Annotated in this window: 26 protein-coding genes and 2 tRNA genes; 11 read left to right on the top strand and 17 right to left on the bottom strand. The window is 68.6% G+C overall.

Annotation, left to right across the window (positions count from 1 at the left end):
- Complete coding sequence (gene clpX, locus G6N45_RS13885; protein WP_057146046.1) at positions 1–1,281, bottom strand: ATP-dependent Clp protease ATP-binding subunit ClpX; 1,281 nt, start codon at positions 1,279–1,281, stop codon at positions 1–3.
- A 262-nt stretch (positions 1,282–1,543) separates the two neighbouring features.
- Between clpX and G6N45_RS13880 the strand changes: the two genes are divergently transcribed.
- Complete coding sequence (locus tag G6N45_RS13880) at positions 1,544–1,690, top strand: hypothetical protein (protein WP_163722837.1); 147 nt, start codon at positions 1,544–1,546, stop codon at positions 1,688–1,690.
- Here G6N45_RS13880 and G6N45_RS27815 read toward each other — a convergent pair.
- Positions 1,687–1,971 carry a hypothetical protein gene (locus tag G6N45_RS27815; protein ID WP_179965325.1) on the bottom strand — a complete coding sequence of 95 codons (285 nt, stop codon included), beginning with the start codon at positions 1,969–1,971 and terminating at the stop codon, positions 1,687–1,689. The two genes, G6N45_RS13880 and G6N45_RS27815, sit on opposite strands and share 4 nt — an antisense overlap.
- A gap of 133 nt (positions 1,972–2,104) precedes the next feature.
- Between G6N45_RS27815 and G6N45_RS13870 the strand changes: the two genes are divergently transcribed.
- Complete coding sequence (locus G6N45_RS13870) at positions 2,105–2,548, top strand: TIGR03618 family F420-dependent PPOX class oxidoreductase (RefSeq protein ID WP_163722836.1); 444 nt, start codon at positions 2,105–2,107, stop codon at positions 2,546–2,548.
- 3 nt (positions 2,549–2,551) lie between these two features.
- Here the strand turns inward: G6N45_RS13870 and G6N45_RS13865 are convergent, their stop codons facing one another.
- From G6N45_RS13865 to G6N45_RS13850, 4 genes are all read right to left on the bottom strand, one after another.
- Positions 2,552–3,211 (bottom strand): ATP-dependent Clp protease proteolytic subunit, encoded by a 660-nt coding sequence (locus tag G6N45_RS13865; RefSeq protein WP_163722835.1) that lies wholly within the window; start codon positions 3,209–3,211, stop codon positions 2,552–2,554.
- Positions 3,208–3,819, bottom strand: coding sequence for an ATP-dependent Clp protease proteolytic subunit (locus G6N45_RS13860; RefSeq protein ID WP_082597478.1), 612 nt, complete (start codon positions 3,817–3,819; stop codon positions 3,208–3,210). The genes G6N45_RS13865 and G6N45_RS13860 overlap by 4 nt, the downstream gene beginning before the upstream one ends.
- Positions 3,820–3,934: 115 nt before the next feature.
- On the bottom strand, positions 3,935–5,371 hold the full coding sequence (gene tig, locus G6N45_RS13855) for a trigger factor (protein ID WP_163722834.1): 1,437 nt from the start codon (positions 5,369–5,371) through the stop codon (positions 3,935–3,937).
- Between the two features lie 41 nt (positions 5,372–5,412).
- Positions 5,413–5,489: transfer RNA gene (locus tag G6N45_RS13850), tRNA-Pro, on the bottom strand.
- A 147-nt stretch (positions 5,490–5,636) separates the two neighbouring features.
- On the opposite strand from G6N45_RS13850, the gene G6N45_RS13845 reads away from it, so the two are divergent.
- A tRNA-Gly gene (locus tag G6N45_RS13845) sits at positions 5,637–5,710 on the top strand.
- 259 nt (positions 5,711–5,969) lie between these two features.
- Entirely contained in the window at positions 5,970–8,135 is a 2,166-nt protein-coding gene (locus G6N45_RS13840) for a SpoIIE family protein phosphatase (protein WP_246228999.1), read from the top strand.
- On the opposite strand, the gene G6N45_RS13835 is transcribed toward G6N45_RS13840, so the two are convergent.
- Positions 8,132–8,383 (bottom strand): hypothetical protein, encoded by a 252-nt coding sequence (locus G6N45_RS13835; protein ID WP_163722833.1) that lies wholly within the window; start codon positions 8,381–8,383, stop codon positions 8,132–8,134. The genes G6N45_RS13840 and G6N45_RS13835 overlap by 4 nt on opposite strands.
- Before the next feature lie 113 nt (positions 8,384–8,496).
- Here G6N45_RS13835 and G6N45_RS13830 point away from each other — a divergent pair, with 113 nt between their 5' ends.
- The 5 genes from G6N45_RS13830 (at position 8,497) to G6N45_RS13810 (ending at position 13,304) form a co-directional block, all read left to right on the top strand.
- On the top strand, positions 8,497–10,038 hold the full coding sequence (locus tag G6N45_RS13830; RefSeq protein ID WP_246228997.1) for a DHA2 family efflux MFS transporter permease subunit: 1,542 nt from the start codon (positions 8,497–8,499) through the stop codon (positions 10,036–10,038).
- On the top strand, positions 10,035–10,787 hold the full coding sequence (locus G6N45_RS13825) for a dihydrofolate reductase family protein (RefSeq protein WP_163722832.1): 753 nt from the start codon (positions 10,035–10,037) through the stop codon (positions 10,785–10,787). Before G6N45_RS13830 ends, G6N45_RS13825 begins: the two co-directional genes overlap by 4 nt.
- A gap of 83 nt (positions 10,788–10,870) precedes the next feature.
- Positions 10,871–11,590, top strand: coding sequence for a Crp/Fnr family transcriptional regulator (locus tag G6N45_RS13820; RefSeq protein ID WP_163722831.1), 720 nt, complete (start codon positions 10,871–10,873; stop codon positions 11,588–11,590).
- Positions 11,591–11,595: 5 nt separating this feature from the next.
- Positions 11,596–12,402, top strand: a complete 807-nt coding sequence (locus G6N45_RS13815; protein ID WP_163722830.1) for an MBL fold metallo-hydrolase — start codon at positions 11,596–11,598, stop codon at positions 12,400–12,402.
- A 107-nt stretch (positions 12,403–12,509) separates the two neighbouring features.
- Complete coding sequence (locus G6N45_RS13810; RefSeq protein WP_163722829.1) at positions 12,510–13,304, top strand: DUF1542 domain-containing protein; 795 nt, start codon at positions 12,510–12,512, stop codon at positions 13,302–13,304.
- Here the strand turns inward: G6N45_RS13810 and G6N45_RS13805 are convergent.
- From G6N45_RS13805 to G6N45_RS13775, 7 genes are all read right to left on the bottom strand, one after another.
- Entirely contained in the window at positions 13,301–14,989 is a 1,689-nt protein-coding gene (locus G6N45_RS13805; protein WP_163722828.1) for a cation:proton antiporter, read from the bottom strand. The two genes, G6N45_RS13810 and G6N45_RS13805, sit on opposite strands and share 4 nt — an antisense overlap.
- A 42-nt stretch (positions 14,990–15,031) precedes the next feature.
- Entirely contained in the window at positions 15,032–15,832 is an 801-nt protein-coding gene (locus G6N45_RS13800; RefSeq protein ID WP_163722827.1) for an Fpg/Nei family DNA glycosylase, read from the bottom strand.
- A 2-nt stretch (positions 15,833–15,834) separates the two neighbouring features.
- A complete protein-coding gene (locus tag G6N45_RS13795) occupies positions 15,835–16,308 on the bottom strand; it encodes a ribose-5-phosphate isomerase (protein WP_163722826.1) in 474 nt (157 codons plus the stop codon).
- Between the two features lie 93 nt (positions 16,309–16,401).
- The gene (locus tag G6N45_RS13790) at positions 16,402–17,361 is read right to left on the bottom strand and encodes an isopenicillin N synthase family dioxygenase (protein ID WP_163722825.1); all 960 of its coding nucleotides are present in this window, start codon (positions 17,359–17,361) and stop codon (positions 16,402–16,404) included.
- Positions 17,358–17,801, bottom strand: a complete 444-nt coding sequence (locus G6N45_RS13785; RefSeq protein WP_163722824.1) for a nucleoside deaminase — start codon at positions 17,799–17,801, stop codon at positions 17,358–17,360. The genes G6N45_RS13790 and G6N45_RS13785 overlap by 4 nt, the downstream gene beginning before the upstream one ends.
- On the bottom strand, positions 17,798–19,189 hold the full coding sequence (locus G6N45_RS13780; protein ID WP_163722823.1) for a purine-cytosine permease family protein: 1,392 nt from the start codon (positions 19,187–19,189) through the stop codon (positions 17,798–17,800). The genes G6N45_RS13785 and G6N45_RS13780 overlap by 4 nt, the downstream gene beginning before the upstream one ends.
- A gap of 65 nt (positions 19,190–19,254) precedes the next feature.
- Positions 19,255–19,863: a mycothiol-dependent nitroreductase Rv2466c family protein gene (locus G6N45_RS13775; protein WP_057146065.1), complete on the bottom strand. Its 609-nt coding sequence runs from the start codon at positions 19,861–19,863 to the stop codon at positions 19,255–19,257.
- 86 nt (positions 19,864–19,949) lie between these two features.
- On the opposite strand from G6N45_RS13775, the gene pepN reads away from it, so the two are divergent.
- Positions 19,950–22,535, top strand: a complete 2,586-nt coding sequence (gene pepN, locus G6N45_RS13770; RefSeq protein WP_163722822.1) for an aminopeptidase N — start codon at positions 19,950–19,952, stop codon at positions 22,533–22,535.
- 97 nt (positions 22,536–22,632) lie between these two features.
- Positions 22,633–22,992, top strand: a complete 360-nt coding sequence (locus tag G6N45_RS13765) for an HNH endonuclease (RefSeq protein WP_163722821.1) — start codon at positions 22,633–22,635, stop codon at positions 22,990–22,992.
- 52 nt (positions 22,993–23,044) lie between these two features.
- Here G6N45_RS13765 and G6N45_RS13760 read toward each other — a convergent pair whose 3' ends face one another.
- From G6N45_RS13760 to G6N45_RS13750, 3 genes are read right to left on the bottom strand one after another with little or no spacing between them, the layout of a single operon-like run.
- Positions 23,045–23,521 carry a DUF5130 domain-containing protein gene (locus tag G6N45_RS13760; protein ID WP_163722820.1) on the bottom strand — a complete coding sequence of 159 codons (477 nt, stop codon included), beginning with the start codon at positions 23,519–23,521 and terminating at the stop codon, positions 23,045–23,047.
- Complete coding sequence (gene ctaJ / locus G6N45_RS13755; protein WP_246228995.1) at positions 23,508–23,741, bottom strand: aa3-type cytochrome oxidase subunit CtaJ; 234 nt, start codon at positions 23,739–23,741, stop codon at positions 23,508–23,510. The genes G6N45_RS13760 and ctaJ overlap by 14 nt, the downstream gene beginning before the upstream one ends.
- Positions 23,742–23,766: 25 nt before the next feature.
- A complete protein-coding gene (locus tag G6N45_RS13750) occupies positions 23,767–24,432 on the bottom strand; it encodes an HNH endonuclease (RefSeq protein ID WP_163722819.1) in 666 nt (221 codons plus the stop codon).
- Positions 24,433–24,519 lie beyond the last annotated feature (87 nt).

Genomic DNA, 24,519 nt, shown 5'->3' with positions numbered 1-24,519 from the left:
CTAGGCGCTCTTGTCGCGGCGCTCGGGTCGCTGCGGCTTGCGCGGCACGATCGTCGGCAGCACGTTGTCCTCGACGGTCTCCTTGGTGACGACCACCTTGGCGACGTCGTCGCGGCTGGGGATGTCGTACATCACCGGCAGCAGCACTTCCTCCATGATGGCGCGCAGGCCACGGGCGCCCGTGCCGCGATGGATCGCCTGATCGGCGATGGCCTCCAGCGCGTCCCCGGTGAACTCGAGCTCCACGCCGTCCATGTCGAACAGCCGCGTGTACTGCTTGACCAATGCGTTCTTCGGCTTGGACAGGATCTGCACCAGCGATTCCTTGTCCAGGTTGGTCACCGAGGCCACAACCGGCAGGCGGCCGATGAACTCCGGGATCAGCCCGAACTTGATCAGGTCCTCCGGCATGACCTCCGCGAAGTGGTCCTGCGTGTCGATCTCGGCCTTGGAGTGCACCTCGGCGCCGAATCCCAGGCCACGCTTGCCGACGCGGTCGGAGACGATCTTCTCCAGCCCCGCGAACGCCCCGGCGACGATGAACAACACGTTCGTGGTGTCGATCTGGATGAACTCCTGATGCGGGTGCTTGCGGCCGCCCTGCGGCGGCACCGACGCCTGCGTGCCCTCGAGGATCTTCAGCAGCGCCTGCTGCACGCCCTCGCCGGACACGTCGCGGGTGATCGACGGGTTCTCGCTCTTGCGGGCGATCTTGTCGACCTCGTCGATGTAGATGATGCCGGTCTCGGCGCGCTTGACGTCGTAGTCGGCGGCCTGGATCAGCTTGAGCAGGATGTTCTCGACGTCCTCACCGACGTAACCGGCTTCGGTGAGTGCGGTCGCGTCCGCGATGGCGAACGGGACGTTGAGCATCTTGGCCAGCGTCTGCGCGAGGTAGGTCTTGCCGCAGCCGGTGGGGCCGAGCATCAGGATGTTGGACTTGGCGAGCTCCACGGGCTCCGAGCGCGAGTCGCGGCTCTTCTCCCCCGCCTGGATGCGCTTGTAGTGGTTGTAGACCGCCACGGCCAGCGTGCGCTTGGCGGTGTCCTGACCGATGACGTAACCCTCGAGGAAATCGCGGATCTCGGCCGGCTTGGGCAGCTCGTCGAGTTTGACGTCGTCGGCGTCGGCCAGCTCCTCCTCGATGATCTCGTTGCACAGGTCGATGCACTCGTCGCAGATGTAGACGCCCGGTCCCGCAATGAGCTTCTTCACCTGCTTCTGGCTCTTTCCGCAGAACGAGCACTTCAGCAGGTCACCGCCGTCTCCAATGCGTGCCATGGTGCTGGGGTCCTACTTCCTGTTGCTGTCGATGATCGATCGATTCGGTGGGTTGCACCGCAACATTCCCGACGCTACCCGCATATTCCGGCGCCATGCGACCGATGAGGCCGAATAGCGTCGCTGATATTCACATGTGGTGGCGTCAACATATCGCCTGTTCTCGTGCCGACGGTCGTGGAACACACACCGTGTCTCTGGCGTGTCGCCGCCGTTACCCGAACGAGAGTACCTAGCTGCGCCGGGGACGCACGGTGACGTCGTGAATCTCCCCCCGCAGCGCGACGCGGTGCTGGTCAGCGATGGTGGCCTGGCCACGGAACTCGAGGCGCGCGGACACGATCATCGGTGGATGCTGCCGGGTGCGGCCGTCAGACATCGCGCCCGTATCGCCGAGGACGTCGGTTAGCGACCGGGCCCGAGGGGGCCGGGCCCGACCGGTCCCGGTCCAACAGGTCCCGGACCCACCGGGCCGACCACGCCGCCCACACCGACCGGACCGACCGGTCCCACAACGGGATTCGGCGGGTTGACGTACACGGTGACGGGAGCGCACTGGTGGATCGCGGCTTCCCAGTAGGTGCCCTCCGGACACACCGGATCCTGCGCCTGTGCCACCGCCGGCGCCATCAGCGCTGCGGCTGCCGCAGCGATCGACGCGACCGCGCCTGATCTGACCTTCCCCGTCATGTCACACCCCTTGCCGTGAATGATCGCTCGTCGTATTGACAACGGCGTCGTTGTTCAGCCTGACACGCATCGATGGGGTCACGCGGCCTTTTGCCGCTGTTTGCCCGGGAGCGACGCGCCGTACCCTGCGACCATGACCACACTGACCGACGCCGTCGGGCTCGCCCGGGAGGACAACGGCTTGGCCGTGGTGTCGACGCTGCGCGCGGACGGCACCATCCAGGCATCGTTGATCAACGCCGGCGTCCTCGCTCATCCCGCGACCGGCGAACCGATCCTGGCCTACGTCACCTACGGCAGGGTCAAGCTGGCCAACCTGCGGGAGCGGCCTCAGACGGCGGCGACGTTCCGGCGGGGATGGCAGTGGGCCACCGTGGAGGGACGAGCCGAACTGGCAGGTCCGGACGACCCGCAGCCCTGGCTCGACTCCGAGCAGGCGCTGGCGGGCCTGCTGCGGGACGTCTTCACCGCCGCGGGCGGCACCCACGACGACTGGGACGCCTACGACGCGACGATGCGTGAGCAGCGCCGCGTCGTCGTCCTCGTCACGCCGACGCGGATCTACGGCAACGGCTGAGGATCAGACCTTCTGCGCGGACAGCTTCCGGTACTCCAGCACGGTGTCGATGATGCCGTAGTCCTTGGCCTGCTCGGCGGTGAGGATCTTGTCGCGGTCGGTGTCCTTGCGGATCACATCGGCCGGCTTGCCGGTGTGGCGCGAGAGGGTCTCCTCCATCAGCGTGCGCATGCGCTCGATCTCCGCGGCCTGGATCTCCAGGTCGGAGAACTGACCCTGGATGACACCGCCGAGGGCGGGCTGGTGGATCAGCACACGGGCGTTGGGCAGCGCCAGGCGCTTGCCGGGCGTGCCCGCGGCCAGCAGCACCGCCGCCGCCGAGGCGGCCTGGCCAAGGCAGACGGTCTGGATGTCGGCCCGCACGTACTGCATGGTGTCGTAGATCGCCATCAGGCTGGTGAACGAGCCGCCGGGCGAGTTGATGTACATGGTGATGTCGCGGTCGGGATCCAACGACTCGAGGACCAGCAGCTGGGCCATGATGTCGTTGGCCGACGCGTCGTCGACCTGCACGCCGAGGAAGATGATGCGTTCCTCGAAGAGCTTGTTGTACGGGTTGGATTCCTTGACGCCGAAGCTCGAGTGCTCGATGAACGACGGCAGGATGTAGCGCGCCTGGGGCTGCACGCGGGGGTCCAGGGACGGGTGAATGTTGTCGGTCATTTGTCGATTCCTGCTCCCGGTCCGTCGCCGTTGATGGTCACGCTGGTGATGATGTGATCGACGAAGCCGTACTCGAGGGCTTCGGCTGCGGTGAACCAGCGGTCGCGGTCCGAGTCGGCCTCGATGCGTTCGATCGTCTGCCCGGTGAATTCCGCGTTGAGACGGAACATCTCCTTCTTGATCGAGGCGAACTGCTCGGCCTGGATGGCGATGTCCGCGGCGCCACCGGTGATGCCGCCGAGCGGCTGATGCATCAGGATGCGGGCGTGCGGCAGTGCATAGCGCTTGCCCTTGGTGCCGGCGGCGAGCAGGAACTCGCCCATCGAGGCGGCCATGCCCATCGCATAAGTCGCCACATCGCATGGCGCGAGCACCATGGTGTCGTAGATCGCCATGCCGGCGCTGATCGAGCCGCCGGGCGAGTTGATGTAGAGGTGGATGTCCTTGGTCGGGTCCTCGGCCGAGAGCAGCAGGATCTGCGCGCACAGCCGGTTGGCGATGTCGTCGTCGACCTGCGAGCCGAGGAAGATGATGCGCTCGGACAGCAAGCGCTCATAGACCGAGTCGACAAGGTTGAGGCCCGATGAGGCGCCACGCATGTCAGTCACGACTGGATACCTGCTTTCTTCTGTGTACTTCCGACGCGGTGACCGGTCTTACGAACGACACTAACCAACGCGCGCCGCCGGGGAGTCCCCAGACGGCGCGCGTTCGCTCACAGCATCACTTGGCGTCGTCGTCCTCGGCGGCCGCGGTGTCGTCGGCGGGGTCCTCGGTGACGTCCTCGACAGCGTCGTCGGCGGCGATCTGGTCGTCATCCGCCGACTCCGCCTGCTCCCCGGAGGGACCGAAGAACTCGGCGGTGTCGATCTCGATGCCGTCGGCGTCCTTGACGGTGGCTCCGTGCACGACGGCGGCCACGGTCAGGCCGCGGCGGACGTCGGCGAACATCGCCGGCAACTGGTTGTTCTGCTGCAGCATCTGCAGCAGCTGCTGAGGCTCGAGGCCGTACTGGCGGGACATCAGCACCAGCCGCTCGGTCAGGTCGTTCTGGCCGACCTGGATGTCGAGCTTGTCGGCGATGGCGTCCATCAGCAGCTGGGTCTTGATGGCCTTCTCGGCATTGTTGCGGTTGTCCGCGTCGAACTCCTCGCGGCTGCTGCCCTGCTCGGTGAGCGACTCGGCGAAGCGGTCCTCGTCGTGGTCGAGGCCGTGGATGGCGTTGTGCAGTGTGTCGTCGATCTGGGCCTGCACCACTGCCTCGGGCAGCGGAACCTCGACCTGGGTCAACAGCTCCTCGATGGCTTTGTCCCGGATGGCCTCGGCCTGCTGGACCCGCTTGACGCGGCCGACCTTCTCGCGCAGGTCGGCCTTCAACTCGTCGATGGTGTCGAATTCACTTGCCAGCTGGGCGAATTCATCGTCGAGCTCGGGCAGTTCGCGCACCTTGATCGACTTGACGGTGACGGTCACCTCGGCTTCCTGGCCGGCATGCTCGCCGGCGACCAGGGTGGTCGTGAACGCCTTGGACTCGTCCTCGGAAAGCCCGATGAGCGCCTCGTCGAGCCCCTCGATCAGCTGGCCGGACCCGATCTCGTGGGACAGACCCTCGGTCTTCGCCTCGGGCACGTCCTCGCCGTCGACGGTGGCCGACAGGTCGATGGAGACGAAGTCGCCCTCCTCGGCCGGCCGGTCCACACCGGTGAGCGTGCCGAACCGCTTCTGCAGCGCCTCGATCTCGGCGTCGACGTCCTCATCGGTGACGCTGATGGGGTCGACGGTGATCGTCAGCGCGGACAGGTCGGGCAGGTCGATCTCGGGGCGGATGTCGACCTCGGCGGTGAAGACCAGCTCCTCGTTGTCCTCGAGCTTGGTTACCTCGATCTCGGGCTGGCCGATGGGCTGCAGCGACTCCGAGGTGATGGCCTCGCTGTACCGGGCCGGAAGCGCGTCGTTGACCACCTGCTCGAGCACGGCGCCGCGGCCGACGCGGGCCTCGAGCAGCTTGCGGGGCGCCTTGCCGGGACGGAACCCGGGCAGCCGGATCTGCTTGGCCAACTGCTTGAAGGCACGGTCGATGTCGGGTTCGAGCTCGGCGAAGGGCACCTCCACGTTGATGCGCACCCGGGTCGGGCTCAACTTCTCGACGGTGCTCTTCACGTTGGTGCTCCTCTTATTGCTTTCGTCTGATGGGGTGGAACTGGTCGGGGTGACAGGATTTGAACCTGCGGCCTTCCGCTCCCAAAGCGGATGCGCTACCAAGCTGCGCTACACCCCGGTCGTCGCAGCACTCACGGATGCGCGCAGCGCCAGACCACCGGCGATCCTACGTCCTGACCTCACCGAAGCCACATCCAGATGTCGATTGGATTCGGAACGGGCGGGGCCGGTATCCTCTGCCGGTACTGTCAGCCATGCACCACATGCGGGCGTAGCTCAATGGTAGAGCCCTAGTCTTCCAAACTAGCTACGCGGGTTCGATTCCCGTCGCCCGCTCCACAGAACAGCCAGGCAGACGCGTTTGGCCACGTGACCGGGCATTTTCGAGCTTCTGACTTGCTCCCGTATTGCCGCCGCGTACGGCCAAGGCGCGGGGCGGAAGTCGCTTCGGGTTGGTGACCGCGATCATCGCGCCGTTTCAGCGTCTTCAATCTCGTGATCGGATGTCGGCGCGGCCCCTAACCGTTACGGTGACGCTCGTGCGTACCGTTTGTGTCCGCGCCAGTTCCGGACTCGCCGGCAAGAGATAAGTCGAGCCGTGAGCGCAGGCGCGCCGGTGGATAAGGATCCGCTGCCATTGGCAGGCCGCTTCGACTGGCGTCGCGCGGCGGTCGTCTTCCTCGCCGTGGCGTTGACCTATGCGGCGGGCGCCGCGCTGTCGTGGCAGACGTTCGGCGCGGGGCCGGGACCGGCGTTCTTCCCGCCGGCCGGGGTGACGGTGGCGGCGATGCTGCTGACCCGTCGTTCCTCATGGCCGGTGATCGTCGCTGCCGTCGTCGTGGCAGAGGTTGCCGTGGATCTCACGCACGGCGCTACCGGCTGGTCGGCTGCAGGGTTTGCGCTGGCGAATTCTGTCGAACCGATCGTCGGCGCGACAGTCACCGTGGCGCTGTGTGGAGGCTCGCCGGATCTGCGCCTGCGCGGCGATCTGGTTCGGTTCGTGGGCGGGGCGTGCGTGGCAGGTCCGTTCGTCGGCGGGCTGATCGGCGCCTCGGCGGGGGTGTTGGCCGCGGGTCAAGTGTGGTGGCCCGGGTTTCTGCTGCATTGGTGGGCCGGCGATGCTGTCGGTGCACTGGTCGTCGGTGCGCCGATCCTGCTGTGGCCCCGGCAGAAAGACGTTCTGCGCAGCCGCCGCCGCGAAACGGTGTCCGTCCTCGCGCTCACCGCCGCGCTGTCGGTGGTTGCGTTCTGGTTCGACACCCCGCCGGCCCTGTTACTGCTTCCGGTTCTGGCGTGGGCGGCGTTCCGACTCGACGTGATCGGCGCTGCGCTTTCCGGGGCGGTGCTGGCGTTCGTCGCCAACTACATGACCGCAGCGGGCCGAGGCACGTTCGCCGGGCTATCCATGTCGCCGATGTCGCGGCTGTCGGTGACCCAGGCGTTCATTGCGGTGCTGGTCCTGGTGGCCATGCTGATCGCGCAGGAGGCGGCTGGGCGCCTGGCCGCGATCAGGCAGCGCGAGCGCGAACAGCGGGAGCGGGCGCGGTTGGAGACGCTGGCGCGCATCGCTGAGCTGCTGGGTGCGGCGCTGACCCCCGAGCACATCGGTGATGTGATCGCGGGGCAGGTTCTCAGCGACGCCGGCGCGCAAGGCCTGGCTCTGGGTCTGGTCGACGACCACCGGCAGCACCTGCAATGGATGCGGATCGCCGGCTATCCCGCTGAGGTGATCGCTCAATCCAAGAGCGATCTTGCACTCGACGAGCACTCCGCGGCGTGTCAGGCGGTCCGCACCAACGCCCCGCTCGTTTTCCGCAGTCCTGCCGAATACCGGCGAAGCTATCCGAATACCGTGAATTGGTTGGCACCCAGTGGCGCGACCGCAGTGGTGAATTGGCCGCTGATGTCCGGTGGCACGTCTTTCGGTGTTCTGCACCTGATGTGGGCTCGGCCCCAACCGCTGGATTCCGCGCAGTTGGCGTATGTGTCTGCGGTGGCCACCATGATCGCGCAGGCGCTGGTGCGGTCGCGGGTGTACGCCGATGAACACGCGAAGGCGGTGGTCCTGCAGTCAGCCGTGATGCCGACCATCGGCGCGCAGATCCCAGGAATGGACATCGCGGTCTGCTACGAGCCCGCCGACGCTGTACGTGGGGTGGGCGGCGACTGGTACGACGTCATGCCGCTGCCGAGTGGCGCCACGTTTCTGGGGGTGGGCGATGTCATCGGGCATGGGCTACCGGCGGTGGAGGACATGGCACAATTGCGGAGCGCGGCCCGGGCCATGGCGGTGCAGGGGCTGCGCCCGGCGCGGCTGCTCGCCGAACTCAACGGCTTCACTCGATATGCAACCAACGGGAGATTCGCGACCATGACGGTCACGATCTTCGACCCGTTGACCGGCTCGCTGGCCTATGCCTCCGCAGGACATCCGCCCGCCCTGCTGCGCCGGTCCGACGGAACGGTCGTCGAGTTGCGCGCCGGGCACGGACCGGTGCTCGGCCCCGTCCGCGACGCTACGTACACCGAGGACGTGCTGACGATCGCGCCCGGCGACGCCCTCGTCATGTACACCGACGGGTTGATCGAACGTCGCGGCCGCGACCTGGACACGGGCATTGCTCGCATCAGCGAGGTGATCTCGACCTGGCATGGGCATACGTCGGTGCACGTGGAGTGTCGCCGGCTGATCGAATCGTTCGCCCCCGCCCCACGCGATGACGACGTCTGTGTCTTGGCCGTCCGGTTCGTGCCCAAGGCCTAGTCGATCGGCGACGGCGGCTCCCGTCGTCTCAGGCCAGCGCTGGATCTTCCGAACTGGCTACGCGGTCCGATTCCCGTCGCCCGCTCCGAAACCGCCGTCACGTCCCCCCGCGCGAGGCCAATCCCTGCAGGACCGACCTCGTAGGCCGCCGACGCCTCGGCACGTGAACTCCACGCCGGCAGGTACGACGTCGTCCAGACATTGACGTCGATCTCGGTGAAACGCTCGTCGAACTGAAGTGCCGCCATGGCCGGAGACTAGCCACGGCGGCCGACACTCAAGGCCGCCGGACCTGCACGAAAAGCAATTCACATGGCCGCCAACTCTGCTACTAGTCAACTCACCTGCGAAAGACGTCGCGGTGCGTGCGACGGACCCCCCGCGACTGCTTGCGTCGGTGCGGGAGGGGGCGCGCGGTGGACTGTGTGACGCGATGACCGCCGGCGGGGACCGTCAGCTGTTCCTGTCGTTGTGGGTGATGATGGTCGGCTTCCTGCTCGTCGTCGTCGACGCGACCGGCATCGCCGTCGCAAGTCCGGTCATCAGGGAGACCTTCGGCGTCGATCACCACTCCGTCATCTGGGTGAGCAGCGCCTACCTGCTGGCGTTCGCGGCGCTGCTGCTGCTCGGCGGTCGGCTCGGTGACCGTTACGGACCGAGGAACCTCTATCTGCTCGGGCTGGCCCTGTTCGCCGCGGCGTCGGTCTGGTGTGGCCTCTCCACATCCATCGACATGCTCATCACCGCTCGCGGCATCCAGGGCGCCGGGGCCGCGCTGATCACGCCGCAGATCCTGACGACGATCACCCGCACCTTCCCGCCGGAGCGGCGCGGCGTGGCGATGGCGGCGTGGGGCGCCACCGCCGGCGTGGGCATGTTCGCGGGGCCGCTGGTCGGCGGCGTGCTGGTCGACACGTGGGGGTGGCCGTGGATCTTCTTCGTCAACGCTCCGATCGGCGCAGCCGGGGTGATCCTGGCCGCCGTTCTCATCCCTGCGACTCCCGGCCGGCCGCACCACCTGGACCTGCCGGGCGCGCTGCTGTCGGCGGTCGGCATCGGCCTGGTCGTGTTCGGGCTCCAGGAGGGCCAGCACGAGGGCTGGCGCCTGCCGATCTGGGGGGTGATCGCCGGCGGGGCGGTGCTGATCGCCGCGTTCGTGTCCTGGCAGGCGATGCAGCACGGCGAGCCACTCATCCCGCTGCACCTTTTCCGCCACCGCGACTTCGTCCTGGCCAACGCCGGCATCGTGCTGGTGAGCGTGGCGTTCGTCGCGTTCGCGGTTCCCCTGATGTTCTACCTGCAGGAGGTCTGCGGACTGGCGCCGACGCGCGCGGCGTTGCTCGTCGCGCCGATGGCGATCGCCACCGGACTGCTGGCTCCCGTGGTCGGAAGGTTGGTCGACCGCTCGCAGGCGCGTCCCATCGTCGCCGCAGGGTTCACCGCCCTTGCCGTCGGCCTGCTCTGGCTCTCGAGGGAGATGACCCCGGCCACCCCGATCTGGCGGTTGGTCCTTCCGCTGACCCTGATGGGCGCCGCCGGGGCGTTCACGTGGGAACCGTTGTCGGTCATCGCCTCTCGCACTCTGCCGCCCGAGCTGGCAGGTGCTGGGTCGGCGATGTGCAACACCTCGCGACAGGTCGGTGCGGCGCTGAGCAGCGCAGGCGTCGCAACGTTGATGACGGCACTGCTGGGCAGCGAGACGGCCACGATCGCCGGGCAGCCTGACGGAGCGGCGCCGCTGTCGGGGCCCGCGCGCGAGTCGTTGGCCGTCGCGATGGCCGAGTCGATGCTGTTGCCGGCGTCCGCCGCGGCGTTGGGTGCGGCGACCGCGCTGTTCCTGACCGGCCGAACGCGATCCGATCTGGGTTACCGGTTCCGAAGGGATGTGAGCGTCACACCATGACCGCCGTTGCCAGCACTCCTGGAACCACGCTGCACCAAGCGGAGTCGCTCGACGACGACGCTCTACGCAGCCTGCTCGCCTACCCCGAAGGTCTGCGCCGGCCGGTGCTGCGGGCCAACTTCATCGCCAGCATCGACGGCGCCGTGACGTTCGACGGATCGGGACGCAAGCTGGGTACGCCGACGGATCGGCGGGTGTTCCGCCGCCTGCGTGAAGTCGCCGACGTGGTGCTCGTCGGCGCCTCGACAGCCACGTCGGCGCCATACGTCGACATGAGCATGAGCATCGAGGCCCAGGCCTGGCGCCTGGCCCACGGCCTGGAACCGGTGCAACCCGTCGCGGTCGTGTCCAGTCGCGCCGTGGTGCCACCGGCCCTGCTCCACGCGACCGTGCCGCCGATCGTGCTGCTCGCCGCCGAAGCGGCCCGCGACGCCCGAGAGGCACTCCGGCAGTCGGCGGCCCGCGTCGTCGAACTAACAGGGCCACAGGTGGGTTCTGCCGCGATCCGCGCTGCACTGGGCGAGATGGGACTGTTGCGAGTGCTGGTCGAGGGCGGTCCGACGCTGTTCTCGCGGCTTGTCGCAGACGGAGAGATCGACGAACTGTGCCTGACCACCAGTCCGATGATGGTGGTGGGCCCGGCGCGCCGCATCGCGGCCTCCGAGAGCCACACGCCGGTGCCCATGGTGCGGCGGGGCATTCTCACCGGAGACGACGGCACCGTCATCGTTCGATGGGCGCGAGCCTGACGATCGGTTCCCCGCGGGATGCGTAGACGGCCGCCTACCGGGTAGCAGGCGCTGCAACGAAGACCACGCAACCAGGAGGGTTCATGGTGGACAGCGCAGGCGGGCCGCAGTTACTGGAGGCAGCGATGCCGGAACTGCTGTCGTCCGGACACGTCGATCGAGTGCGGTGCGTGGCGGGTGATGCGATCTTCGCCGAGGGCGACCGCGACACCTGCCTGTACGTCATCGAGAAGGGCAGAGTGCGCGTCGGCCGGCACAACGGCACCGACCGGGAGTGCCTGTTCACGGTGCTGGGCCCGGGCGAGATGTTCGGCGAAGAGTCGGTCTTCGATCCCGGACCGCGCAGTTCGTGCGCGATCGCGATGACCGACGTCGACGCGGTCTGCCTCCAACGCGCCGGCTTGATACCGCTGTTGACCGCCCGGCCGGAGATGGCGCAGCGCTTCCTGCGGATCATGGCGCGCCGGATCCGCTCCACGTCGAGCAACATCACCGACACCGTCTACGCCGACGTCGCCGCCAGGGTGGCCAAGCACCTGCTCGGGTTGGCGCAGCGCTTCGGCGTGCAGGACGACGGCGCGATGCGGGTGCCGATGGACCTGACCCAGGAGCAATTCGCCCACCTGGTGGGCTCCTCCCGGGAGTCGGTGAACAAGGTGCTGTGCGACTTCGCGTCTCGGGGCTGGATCGCCGTCGGAAGGGACACCATCATGATCCGCGAGTCCGAACCGCTCGCCACACGCATGCACGGCGCACGACGCCCCGGCCGCATCACCCAGCGGCCCCATCTGGCGGCGGGGTGACGACGATGGACATCCACGTCACCTTCATAGGCAACGCCACGACCCTCATCCGGTGCGGGAACATCACGGTGCTGACGGACCCGAACTTTCTGCATCAGGGACAGCGCGCCTATCTGGGGTACGGACTGTGGTCCAAGCGGAGGCACCCCCCGGCGCTGACCGTCGACGAGCTTCCGCCGCTGCACGCCGTCGTCCTGTCCCACATGCACGGTGATCACTGGGACCGCGTCGCCGAGAAGGGCCTGGACCACGACCTGCCCATCGTGACCACGCACGCCGCCGCAAAGCGTTTGCACAGCAAAGGTTTTCACGCTGCACACGGGCTGGACACCTGGCGCACCTCGGCGATCCAGCAAGGCGGTGACCGGTTGACGGTGACGGCGCTCCCCGGTCGGCACGCACCCACCCCGATGCGCCGTCTGCTGCCCCCGGTGATGGGCTCTATGCTGGAGTTCAGCAGCACCGACGGCACCCAGCAGTGCCGGCTCTACATCTCCGGGGACACCCTGCTCATCGACGAACTCGCCGAGATCCCGGTGCATTTCGACTCCATCGACGCGGGCATCCTGCATCTCGGTGGCACCCGGCTGCCTGCGGGACCCAAGCTACCGTTCGGCGTGACGGTCACCATGGACGGCGCCCAGGGCGCGGAGGCCGCCCGTCGACTCGGTCTGCCGCGAGTCGTTCCGGTGCATTTCGACGATTACGGCGTCTTCGCGTCGCCGCTGGCCGATTTCACGAAGGCGATGAGCGAGCGTGGTCTCGGCGACCGGGTCGTCGAGATCGAGCGCGGCCAGACCGTCACGCTCTGACTGCACGCCTGCCCGCCGCGACGGCGGCGGGCAGGCGTCGCGGCGTCAGCGACCCCTCCCTCGAAAGCAACCGGGAGCAGCCGGTCGCTGTCGGTACGCTGTGAGCCATGGAAGGCGTACTTCTCGTCCTCATCGTGATCGTCGTAGCGGCCATCGGCATCGCCGTGTACGCGTCGTCGAAGGCGTCCGGTCAACGCAACGCCGCGTCGCTGGCCGACGCGAAGGCCGACGCGCGCCGGCTCATCGAACGACTCGGCGGTCAGGTGTTCGCGTTGAGCGGATCCGACGACGCGTCCAAGCAGGCGCTGGCCGACGCCTCGGAGCGCTACACCGCGGCGTCGTCACAGATCGAGCAGGCGACGACCGTGCGCCAGGCCGCGCTGGCCAAGGAGAGTGCGATCGAAGGGCTGTACTACGTGCGCGCCGCCCGCACCGCGCTGGGCATGGATCCGGGACCTGAGCTGGAGTCGCTGGCCGGGCAGCGCACGGCCGGCGCTGTGACCGAGGACCGCAGGGTCGAATTCGACGGTCGGCAGATCGAGGCATCGCCCACGCCCTCGCCGCGCACCCCGAACTACTACCCGGGCGGCCGCGTCGCCGGACGGCCGGTTCCGGCCGGATGGTATTCCGAGCCCTGGTGGAAACCGGCACTGGTGGCGGGCGCGTGGGGCGTCGGTTCGGCACTCTTGTTCAGCACGTTGTTCACCGGGATGGCAGGAGTCGGTTACGACGCACAGGCTTTCGAGAACGGCTACGGTGACGGCTTCTCCGACGGATTCGACCAGGGCCAGCTCGACGGCGGCGGAGACGCAGGCGGCGGCTGGGACGGTGGTGGCGGCGGCTGGGACGGCGGCGGAGGAGACTGGGGCGGCGGCGACTTCGGCGGCGGCTTCGACTTTTAGAACCGGCTCTCCAGCCGGGCTGATACCCCGGCCTCCTGCAGATCGAGGCGCTCCAGCATCGCCCGCACCGCCTCGTCGTCGATGCTGCCCTCGTCGCGCTCGGCGATGAGGGCGGCCCGCTGGGCCGACAACACGTCGCGGTACAGCTGGGCGAAGACCTCGGCGCGCGGCGTGTGCGCGTCCGGGTCGGGCATCTCGTCGGCGTCCTGGGAGTGCCGCGCGACGATGCCGCGGATCTCGGCGAGCACCCGCGGGTCCAGTCCCGCAGGAGGATTCGCCCGGAACGCGGCGAGTACCTCGTCTGCGGCGGCATGCACCACGCGCTCGGCCTTCTCGGTTTCGGCGACGGTATAGGCCTGCTCGTCGTCCGAGGACAGATCCAGCCGGCGGATCAGCAGCGGCAGCGTCGCCCCTTGCAGCAGAAGCGTTCCCACACTCACCACGAACGCGATCGCCTGAATCGTCGCCCGTTCGGGGAACGGCTCCCCCACCGACGTCGTCGCCGGGATCGCGGCGGCCGCAGCCAAAGTCACCACCCCGCGCATGCCGGTCCACGACACCACGACGTTCTCCTGCCAACTCAACGCGCGGATGTCGATGCGGGAACGCCACCGCGGCGGAACGGCGGCGCGCCGTCGCGTGCCCAGCGCACCGCGGCCGCCCTGATCGGGAATCGGTACGCTGAGCCGTTTCTCGACCTGACGGGACAGCACTCCCCTGCCGAACATCGCGAACACCGACAGCGGCCGGATGGCGAGCACGATCACCAGCACGACGGCCGACGCCACCGCCACCTCGACCAGCGATTCGTGCGCCTCGCGCAGATCCTCGAGCACGAAGCGCAGGTGCAGACCGATATAGGCGAACACGAACGCCTCGAGCAGCACGTCGACCGAGTTCCACACGTACCGTTCCTGCAGGCGGGTCTGATATCCCGCGTCGACCGTGCCGCTGCCGACGACGAATCCGGCGACCACGACGGCCAGCACACCCGAGGCGTGCACCTCCTCGGCGATGAGGAACGCCGCGAACGGCACCATCAGTCCCTGCACTGTCTCCAGCGCCGGACTGGCCAGTCGGCGCCGGATCCACAGCGTCACATAGCCGAGCGCGGCACCGATCAACGGGCCCAGCACCGCGCTGTAGCCGAACAGCAGCACCGGGTTCTCGATGAAGGTGTGGGTGCCCGCGACCTGCGCGACGGCGGCGGAGAACAGCGCCAGCGCGGCGGCGTCGTTGATCAGACTCTCGCCGGTCAGGATCGACATCACCCGCTTGGGCAGGCCCAGCTTGCGCCCGACCGCGACGGCGGTCACCGCATCGGGCGGCGCCACGATCGCCCCGAGCACCAGCGCGGTGCCGAAGGTCAACGGCACCACGGCCAGCCACGAGGACACCAGCGCGACGGTGAACGCGGTGACCACCACCAGAGCGACGCCCAGCCCGAGGATCGGTTTGATGTTGCGCAGGAACGTCGGGAACGAGAAGTCCAACGCTGCGGAGTACAGCAGCGGCGGCAGCACCACCGACAGCAGGACGTGCGAGTCGAGCTCAGGCGCCTCGAAGCCCGGCAGGAAGGACACCGCGATACCGACGACCACGATGATCAGGGCAGGCTCGAGTCCGCGCCGGTGCGCCACCGCGGTGACGACGATCGCTCCGACGACGACCAGGATCAGTTCCACCCGGCGATTCTCCCGGCTGCGCCGCCGGATCGCCCGCTGGACTCAGCTCTGGCAGGTGGGACACCAGAACAGGTTGCGCCCTTCGAGCACCTCGGTCCTGATGGGGGTGTCGCAGACCCGGCACGGGTCGCCGGCGCGGCGGTAGACGTAGGTGCGCGGGCGCCGTCGCCCGTAGGACGGCATGCCGTGGTCGTCTTCGGGCCGGATCGTGACGATGCGGCCCTTGCGCACGCCGACGTGCATCAGCTCGACCAGATCGGTCCACGCGTCCCCGAACTCGCCGTGGGCCATCTGCGTTCCGGGCCGGTGCGGGTCGATGCGGTGCCGGTAGAGCAACTCGTTGCGGTAGACGTTGCCGACCCCGGCGATCACGCTCTGATCCATCAGCAGCGCCCCGATCACGCGGCGCGACTTGCTGATCCGCGTCCACGCCGTGCTCGGATCGGCGTCCTTGCGCAGTGGGTCGGGGCCCAGCCGGGCGAGGATCTCCGACACCTCCGCCTCGGTGACGATCTCGCACGCGGTCGGGCCGCGCAGATCGGTGCCGCGTTCGGTGCCGATGATGCGCATGCGCACCTGGCCGACGGGGTCGGGCACGCCCGCGTCGACGGTGAAGTCGGTGAACTTGCCGTAGAGCCCCAGATGTACGTGGACGATGCGGGCACCGCTGTAGTGGTGGAACAGGTGCTTACCGTAGGCGCTTGCCTTCTCGAAGACGTGGCCGTTGACCGCATCGGCACCGTCGATGAACCGGCCCTGCGGACTGCTCACGGCGACACGCTGGCCCCGGAACATCCGCTGATGCTGCCGCGCCAACCGGTGCAGCGTGTGGCCCTCGGGCATCCCTAGGCGCCGGGCACCGGTGGGGCGATGTGCGTCTTCTCGAAGTCGGACAGGATGTCGATGCGGCGCTGGTGGCGCGGCGCCTGCGACCACGCGGTGGACAGGAACGCGTCGACGATCGCGAGCGCCTCTTCGGTGGTGTGCATCCGTCCGCCGATGCCGATCAGCTGGGCGTTGTTGTGTTCGCGGGCCAGCGCCGCGGTCTCGGTGCTCCACGCGAGTGCACACCGGGCGCCGGGCACCTTGTTGGCGGCGATCTGCTCGCCGTTGCCGGATCCGCCCAGCACGATCCCCAGGCTGCCCGGGTCGGCGACCGTGCGCTCGGCCGCCGCGATGCAGAACGCCGGGTAGTCGTCCTCGGCGTCGTAGCCGAACGCCCCGCAGTCGACGGGCTCGTGCCCGGACGCCGTCAGGTGCTCGATGACAGCCTGCTTGAGCTCGTATCCGGCGTGGTCGGCCCCGAGGTAGACGCGCATGGCCGACACCTTACTTCCTTTCGCCCAACCGTCGGTTTGGGCGTCAAAACGCCGCCATTGCGCACCCGAACGTCGGTTTGGGCGGACGGCGGGTCACGCGACGGCGATCGCGTCCAGGCGTTCCTTGATGAACTCCGAGGACGTCACCGGCGCCAGTCCGGCCACCCTGCCGACCGGCGGCTGCAGCGGCGTCACCACCGCGTCGTGGTTGGCTTCGTAGAAGTAGATGAGGGAGACCAGATCCTCTTCGGGGGCGTGCGGTTGCGGCGGCAGCACCCGGTGCCGGCCCGACGGCCAGCGCCGGCCGCTCCAGTACTCCAGCAGGTCGCCGATGTTGACCGTCAGCGCCTCCGGGTCGTACGGGGCGTCCTCCCAGCCCGCGGCGTCGGAGTACACCTGCAGGCCGCCGGCGCCCGGTTCGCGGTCGAGGATCGTCACCGTGCCGAAGTCGGTGTGCGGACCGATGCGGAACTGGCCGGGCTCGGGGTCGCCGACGACGCTGACGGGCGGATAGTGGTTGATGTTCATCGTCCACGTCGGCCGGCTCGCCAGCGCCGCGAACGGATTCGCCGGCAGGTGCAGCGCGTGAGCGAACAGAGCCAGCAGATCGTCGGCGACGCGACGCATCTGCGCGGTGTACCGGTCGACCATCCGCTGCAGCGCGGGCACCTCGGCCGGCCACACGTTCGGCGCGAACCAGACGCGGTCGACATCGGGGTCACCAGTGGCGGTTTCGGCGCCCAGGCTGAAGCTCTCCTTCAGATCCGGCGGTGTCTCGGTGCCCTCGGCGTATCCGTTGGCCTCGGCGCCGGGCCCGATCCACCCGTGGCCGCCGACCGGCACCGCATACCTGTCCTTGACCGACCCGGGCAGCGCGAAGAACTCCCGGGCGGCGACCCGCACGTCGCGCGCGAGCGCGGGGTCGACACCGTGTCCTGTCACCAGGATGAAGCCGGCGCGCTGCAGCCCGGCGTCCACGTCGGCCGCGACGGCGTCGGCGGCGGCCCCACCGTCGCGCCACCGCGAAAGATCCACGCTGGCAATCACACTCATTCGCCGATGTCCTCCGCCCACAGATCCGGATGCGTGGCGATGAAGTCGGTCATCATCGCCACGCAGCGCTCGTCGTCGAGGACGGTGACCGCGACCCCGTGCTCGGCCAGCCACTCGTGCCCGCCGGTGAACGTCGTGCTCTCCCCGATCACCACCGCCCCGATGTTGAACTGGCGCACCAGGCCACTGCAGTACCAGCACGGCGACAGCGTGGTCACCATGACCGTCGACCGGTAGCCGCGCTGACGCCCCGCGTTGCGGAACGCGTCGGTCTCGGCGTGGATCGACGGGTCGTCGCGCTGCACCCGCTGGTTGTGCCCGCTGCCCAACAGCGTGCCGTCGGCGGAGAACAGCGCCGCGCCGATCGGAATACCGCCTTCCTCGAGGCCTTTTCGGGCTTCGTCGACAGCGACGTCGAGCATGGACTGCGGTGAGGTCATCGACTCTGCGTCGCGATCGCGGGGCGGCACATCACCCAGTATGCGGCCCCCGCCAACACGAAACCGACGAAGAACGTGATGTCGCCGAGCTCGGGCACCGCGGCCGCGACGTAGCCGACGAACTTCTCCTGGTTGGCGAACAGCAGCACCGACACCACAAGCCCGATCGCGAACGCGGCCAACCCACCCCAGTTCGTGTAGGAGCGGTCGTAGAGCAGATGCGCGACGGGCCTGCCGCGGCGCAGGTACTGATCGGCGAACATCACCCCGAGCCAGGGCCCCACCCAGTAGGCGATGATCAGCAGGAAAGCCTCGTAACTGTGGGCGGCGTCGGGCAGCGCCCACCACGCGACCAGGAATCCGGCGATGCCGAAGAACACCGTCACCAGCGCGCGGGCGACGTGCGCGGGCAGCTTGATGCCGATGGTGACGAACGCCATCGCCCCGGAGTAGACGTTGATCGAGTTGGCCGCGATCGCGCCGACCGCGATGGCGAGCAGGGTCGCCTTGGCCAGCGGCGACGCCAACTCGGCGGTGAACGACCCCGTCGGGTCGGCGAGTGAGGCCTGGCCCGTCGTCACCGACGCCGCGCCCACCACCTCGAGGACGACGCACGCGGTGAACAGCCCTGCGGCGGCGAAGAATCCGGTGCGCGCCGGCGACACGGTCTTCGGCAGATAACGGGTGAAGTCGGCGGCGTACGGGGTCCAGCCCGCGGCATAGCCGAACGACGTGCCGACCGTCAGCAGGAACCCGCCGAGACCTCCGACGCCCTCGGCGGCCGGGGCGGCGTTACCGAGGTCGGCATGGGCGAAGATCGCCACCGACGCCGCGACGAAGATCACCGCGAGCACCGGGAACGAGTACTTCTCGAACGCCTGCACCAGGTTGTGCCCGAAGAACGCCAGGAACGTCTGCGCCGCCACGATGATCACCAGACCGGCCAGCGGCCCGAAGCCGAACAGCGTCGAGAGCGCGAACGCTCCGCTGACGCTGTTGGTGGCGAACCATCCGACGCCCGCCGTGACCGACATCAGCACTGCAGGCACGGCGTTGCCCTTGAACCCGAAAGCCAAGCGCGCCAGCACCATCTGCGGCACGCCGTGCAGCGGACCGCGGGCGGACAGGACGTAGTGGGCGATCGCGCCGAGCCCGGTGCCGATAACCACGCCGGCGACCGCCTGCCAGAACGTCATCCCGAACGCGAGGACCGCGAGCATGCCGACGAAGATCGTCGCGAACTCGAGGTTGGGCGACGTCCACGTCCAGAACAGCTGGCTGGGTCTGCCGTGCCGGTCTGCTTCGGCGATGTATTCGTTGCCGCCTGGTTCCACCGCGACGACGCGGTCCCGGTAGGTGCCGTCGGTGCTGCGTTCGGTGCCTGTCACCGATCTACGGTGGGGGCGCTGCGGTCAACGCGCAACCGGAGGCAACGTGGCCGAAACAAACGACGTCAGTCGAACGTCGGCGGCTCGGTGCGGGAGCGCTTCAGTTCCCAGAAGTGCGGGTAGGACGCGAAGATCACCGACGCGTCCCACAGCTTGCCTGCCTCTTCGCCGCGGGGGATCTTCGACAGCACGGGCCCGAAGAAGGCCACACCGTTGACGTGAATGGTGGGGGTGCCGACGTCGTCGCCGACGGCGTCCATGCCGGCGTGGTGGCTCTTGCGCAGCGCCTCGTCGTACGCGTCGGATTCGGCCGCGTCGGCGAGCTCGGCGGGCAGACCGGCCTCGGCGAGCGACTCCTTGATCACCTCGGCAAAGTCCTTGATGTCCTTGTTGTGGATGCGCGTACCCATCGCCGTGTACAGCGGGGCGAGCACCTCGGCGCCCTTGGCCTGCTCGGCGGCGATGGCGACCCGCACCGGGCCCCACGCCTTCTTCATCATCTCCAGGTACTCCTCGGGCAGGTCCCTGCCCTCGTTGAGCACCGCGAGGCTCATCACGTGGAAGTTGACCTCGATGTCGCGGACCTTCTCCACTTCGAGGATCCAGCGCGAGGTGATCCAGCACCACGGGCACAGCGGGTCGAACCAGAAATCGGCGCGGGACTTCTCCGTCATGGAATCTCCTCATCGAGTCGGTACTAACTGGGCTCAACCATCCAGGCCCGTTCTGTCTTCCCGGGTTGAGACTAATGTTGACGGGCGTGGCCCTTCCTAATCTGACGCGCGACCAAGCCGCCGAACGCGCCGCCCTGATCACCGTCGACAGCTACCGCGTCGCCCTCGATCTGACCGACGGCGACGGTGCGCCGAGCGACAAGACGTTCCGGTCGGTGACGACCGTCGAGTTCGACGCGCTGGCCGGCGCTGACACCTATCTCGACCTCGCCGCCGACGCGATCCGCAGCGCGACGCTCAACGGCGTGGCCATCGACGTGTCGGGCTACGACGAGTCCACCGGGATCCCGCTGACCGGGCTGGCCAAGCACAACGTGGTGGTCGTCGACGCGGACTGCCGCTACTCCAACACCGGTGAGGGACTGCACCGCTTCGTCGACCCGGTCGACGACGAGGTGTACCTGTACTCCCAGTTCGAGACCGCCGACGCCAAGCGGATGTTCGCCTGCTTCGACCAGCCCGACCTGAAGGCGGCCTTCGACGTCACGGTCACCGCGCCCGGGCACTGGGAGGTGATCTCCAACGGCGCCACGGCGGACGTCACGTGGGACGGCAAGGCCAAGCAGCACGTCTTCAAGGCGACCCCGCGGATGAGCACCTACCTGGTGGCGCTGATCGCCGGGCCGTACGCCCGCTGGGACGACGTCTACTCCGACGACCACGGCGACATCCCGCTGGGCATCTTCTGCCGCAAGTCCCTGGCCGATTTCATGGACGCCGAGCGGCTGTTCATCGAGACCAAGCAGGGATTCTCGTTCTACCACAACAACTTCGGCACGCCGTATGCGTTCGGCAAGTACGACCAGCTGTTCGTTCCGGAGTTCAACGCGGGCGCGATGGAGAACGCGGGGGCGGTGACGTTCCTGGAGGACTATGTGTTCCGGTCGAAGGTCACCCGGTACTCCTACGAGCGCCGCGCAGAGACGGTGCTGCACGAGATGGCCCACATGTGGTTCGGCGACCTGGTCACCATGCAGTGGTGGGATGACCTGTGGCTCAACGAGTCCTTCGCGACCTTCGCATCGGTGCTGTGCCAGGCCGAGGCCACCGAGTACACCCAGGCGTGGACGACGTTCGCCAACGTGGAGAAGTCGTGGGCCTACCGGCAGGATCAGTTGCCCTCGACCCACCCGGTGGCCGCCGACATCCCCGACCTGCACGCCGTGGAGGTGAACTTCGACGGCATCACCTACGCCAAGGGCGCCAGCGTGCTCAAGCAGCTGGTGGCGTATGTGGGCCTCGACGCGTTTCTCGCGGGTCTGCGCGACTACTTCCGCGACCACGCCTTCGGCAATGCGACGTTCGGCGATCTGCTTGGCGCGCTGGAGAAGTCGTCGGGTCGCGACCTGTCGGGCTGGGGCCGGCAGTGGCTCAAGACCACCGGGCTGAACACGCTTCGTCCCGACTTCGACGTCGACGGCGACGGCACCTTCACCCGGTTCGCGATCGAGCAGGGCGGTGCGAAGCCCGGGGCCGGCGAGACCCGGGTGCACCGGCTGGCCGTCGGCATCTACGACGACGACGCGTCGGGCAAGTTGGTGCGGGTGCACCGCGAGGAGCTCGACGTCGAGGGTGCGGCGACGGAGGTGCCCGGCCTGCGCGGGGTGTCGCGCGGCAAGCTGATCCTGGTCAACGACGACGACTTCACGTACTGCTCGCTGCGGCTCGACCCCGATTCACTGCAGACGGTGCTCGCACGGATCGCCGACATCGCCGAGCCGCTCCCCCGCACGCTCGCGTGGTCGGCGGCGTGGGAGATGACCCGCGATGCCGAGCTGCGCGCCCGTGACTTCGTCGCCCTGGTGATGAGCGGTTTGCATGCGGAGTCCGAAGTCGGTGTGGCACAGCGACTCCTGCTGCAGGCGCAGACAGCGCTGGGATCGTACGCCGACCCGCAGTGGGCAGCAGAGAACGGTTGGCCCGCGTTCGGGGACAAGCTGCTCGACCTCGCCGGCGCGTCGGCGCCCGGATCGGACCACCAGCTGGCGTTCGTCAACGCGCTGTGCACGTCGGTGCTGTCCCCGAACCACGTCGCGGTGCTGTCGACGCTGCTCGACAACGAGCCGGCCGCGGTGAACCTCGAGGGTCTGGTGATCGACACCGACCTGCGGTGGCGGGTAGTGACCGCGTTGGCGCGCGCCGGTGTGCTCGACGCCGACGGCCCCGAGACACCGCTGATCGATGCCGAGGCCCAGAACGACCCGACCGCGGCCGGACGGCGGCATGCGGCCGCAGCCGCCGCGGCCCGACCGCAGGTACCGGTCAAGGAGTCGGCCTGGCAGACGGTCATCGAGGACGACGCCTTGGCTAACATCACCGCGCGGGCCATCATCGGCGGCTTCGTCCAGCCCGGCCAGGGCACGCTGCTGGCGCCGTTCCGCGATCGCTACTTCGGTGCCGTCTCCGGGGTGTGGGAGCGCCGGTCCAGCGAGGTCGCCCAGACCGTGGTGGTCGGGCTGTATCCGTCGTGGGACATCAGCGCCGACGCGCTCGACGCGGCCGACCGGTTCCTGGCCGACCCGCAGGTGCCGCCGGCGCTGCGCCGGCTGGTGCTCGAGGGCCGCGCCGGCGTGGAGCGGTCGCTGCGGGCCCGCGAGTTCGACGCCGGCTGACCCCTCTCCGCGAGCGCGCGTGTCTGCACGCGACACGCCGCTCGCGGGCGGCAGTCTGCGCACGCTCGCGGCGGCCGAGCGCGCTTAAGCTCACGCGGTGGCGGTCAACAGTCGTAGGGCCAGAGCGGCGCGCAGACGCAAACGCCGGGTGGCGGCCGTCGTCAACGACCTCACCGACGCCCAGTGGACGGCGATCAAGGCCGCCTGGAACGGGTGCGCCTACTGCGGCGCAACCACCGGAGCCCTGCAGCGCGACTGCGTGATGGCCATCTCGCGCGGCGGGCGCTACACCGTCGACAACGTCGTGCCCGCGTGCGCAGCGTGCAACGCCAGCAAATGCAACGACGAGGTCACCGGCTGGCTGCGTCGCAAACGGCTCGACGAGCGGCTGTTCCTCGAGCGCTACGTGAAGATCCGCGCCCAACTGAGCACCACGGAAGCGCATTCCGGGCTGTGATACCCGCCGAAACGCAGCCAGGAACGCTATTCCGCGCTGAAGTCCGTGAAGATCAGCGCGGCGAGACGCCCGCCGACAGCACGCGGATGCCGCTGATCAATCCGTCGATCAGGTTGCCCTCGCGGAACGACGCCGCGGCGGCCGACACCCCCAGCGGGGCGGCCTCTTCGATGCCGCGGCCCTTGACCTGCGAGCCGTAGACCACCTCGATGGCGCGCTGGTTCGGTGACACGGCCAGCAGCACCGCGTTGTCCGGAGTCGGAACCCGGTTGAGGATCGCGCGCGCCGACGCCGCGGTGTCCTCACCCAGATCGCCGATGTATACCGCGAACCGCGCCTGGGCCGCCCGCGACCCGAACTTCAGCGCGTTGTCCAGGACCACCAGCTGCTTGGTCGGAAACGGGTAGTGCACCGACAACTCGCCGGGCTCGGTGACCCCGGAGATCCGTCCGCTCGCGGTGACGACCGAGCCGTACGGCAGCTCGGCGAGGTCAAGTGCGCCTGCCCGGGTGATCTCACCACTTGCCACTTGCGCCGCCTCCGATCGTCAGGTGTGAACCGTGGCCACCGTGGCCGTGGTCTGCCGGCTCGTCCGCCGCCCACAGGATCGGGTCATGCGACCACGTCTCCGCGATGTTGTACGTCGCGGGGTGCGGGCTCTTCCTGCGGTAGATGAGCAGCGCCAGGACACCGGCCAGCGCCAGCGGGATCAGCACGAAACTCGCGTGCACCAGAGCAGTGTTGTTCACGGCTAAACCGTAACGCACGGGCCGCTCAGGCCGCGCCCTCACCCAGGTATCTGACCCACGCGGGATCGAGTTCCTTGACGCTCGACAGCAGCCGCCAGTGCTGCCCCTTGGGCGGCAGCGGGGTGGCGCGCAGGGTCCAGCCCAGTTCGGTCAGCAGCCGGTCGGCCTTGCGATGGTTGCACGGCGAACACGCCGCCACGCAGTTCTCCCACGAGTGCTCACCACCGCGGCTACGGGGAATGACGTGGTCGACGGTGTCGGCCTTGGCCCCGCAGTACGCGCACCGGAAGCGGTCGCGGTGCATGAGCGCCGCCCGCGTCATCGGCACCCGGGCCCGGTAGGGGACGCGCACATAGGTGCGCAGCCGGATCACCGACGGCACCACGATCGTCCGGCTGGCCGAGTGGATGACCGGACCCATCGGGTCGTCGTGCACGACGTCAGCCTTGCCGCACATCACCATGATCACGGCGCGGCGCATCGGCAGCGCGGTCAGCGGTTCGAACGTCGAATTCAGCAGGAGCACCCGTCTGCGCCCCCAGATCGAGGGCTCGGCCGTTGCGGCGGGGCGGGTCTCGGGCGCGGGCACCACGCTGTGCAACGCGCGCGCCGTCGTACTGGCTGTCGGCCCGGATGAGCCCGTCGCGGTCCGGTGGTGCCGGTGGCCGCGTCCGTTTTTGCGCTGCGCCATACGTCCTCCGACCGACAGTTCACCACGGATTTCTCCCGATCGCACGACAATTCTCGTCGTGTTCGCAGGTCAGTCCGATGAACATCT

The sequence above is a fragment of the Mycolicibacterium psychrotolerans genome, assembly GCF_010729305.1.
GTDB lineage: Bacteria > Actinomycetota > Actinomycetes > Mycobacteriales > Mycobacteriaceae > Mycobacterium > Mycobacterium psychrotolerans.
This window is presented reverse-complemented; position numbering and strand designations above follow the sequence as displayed.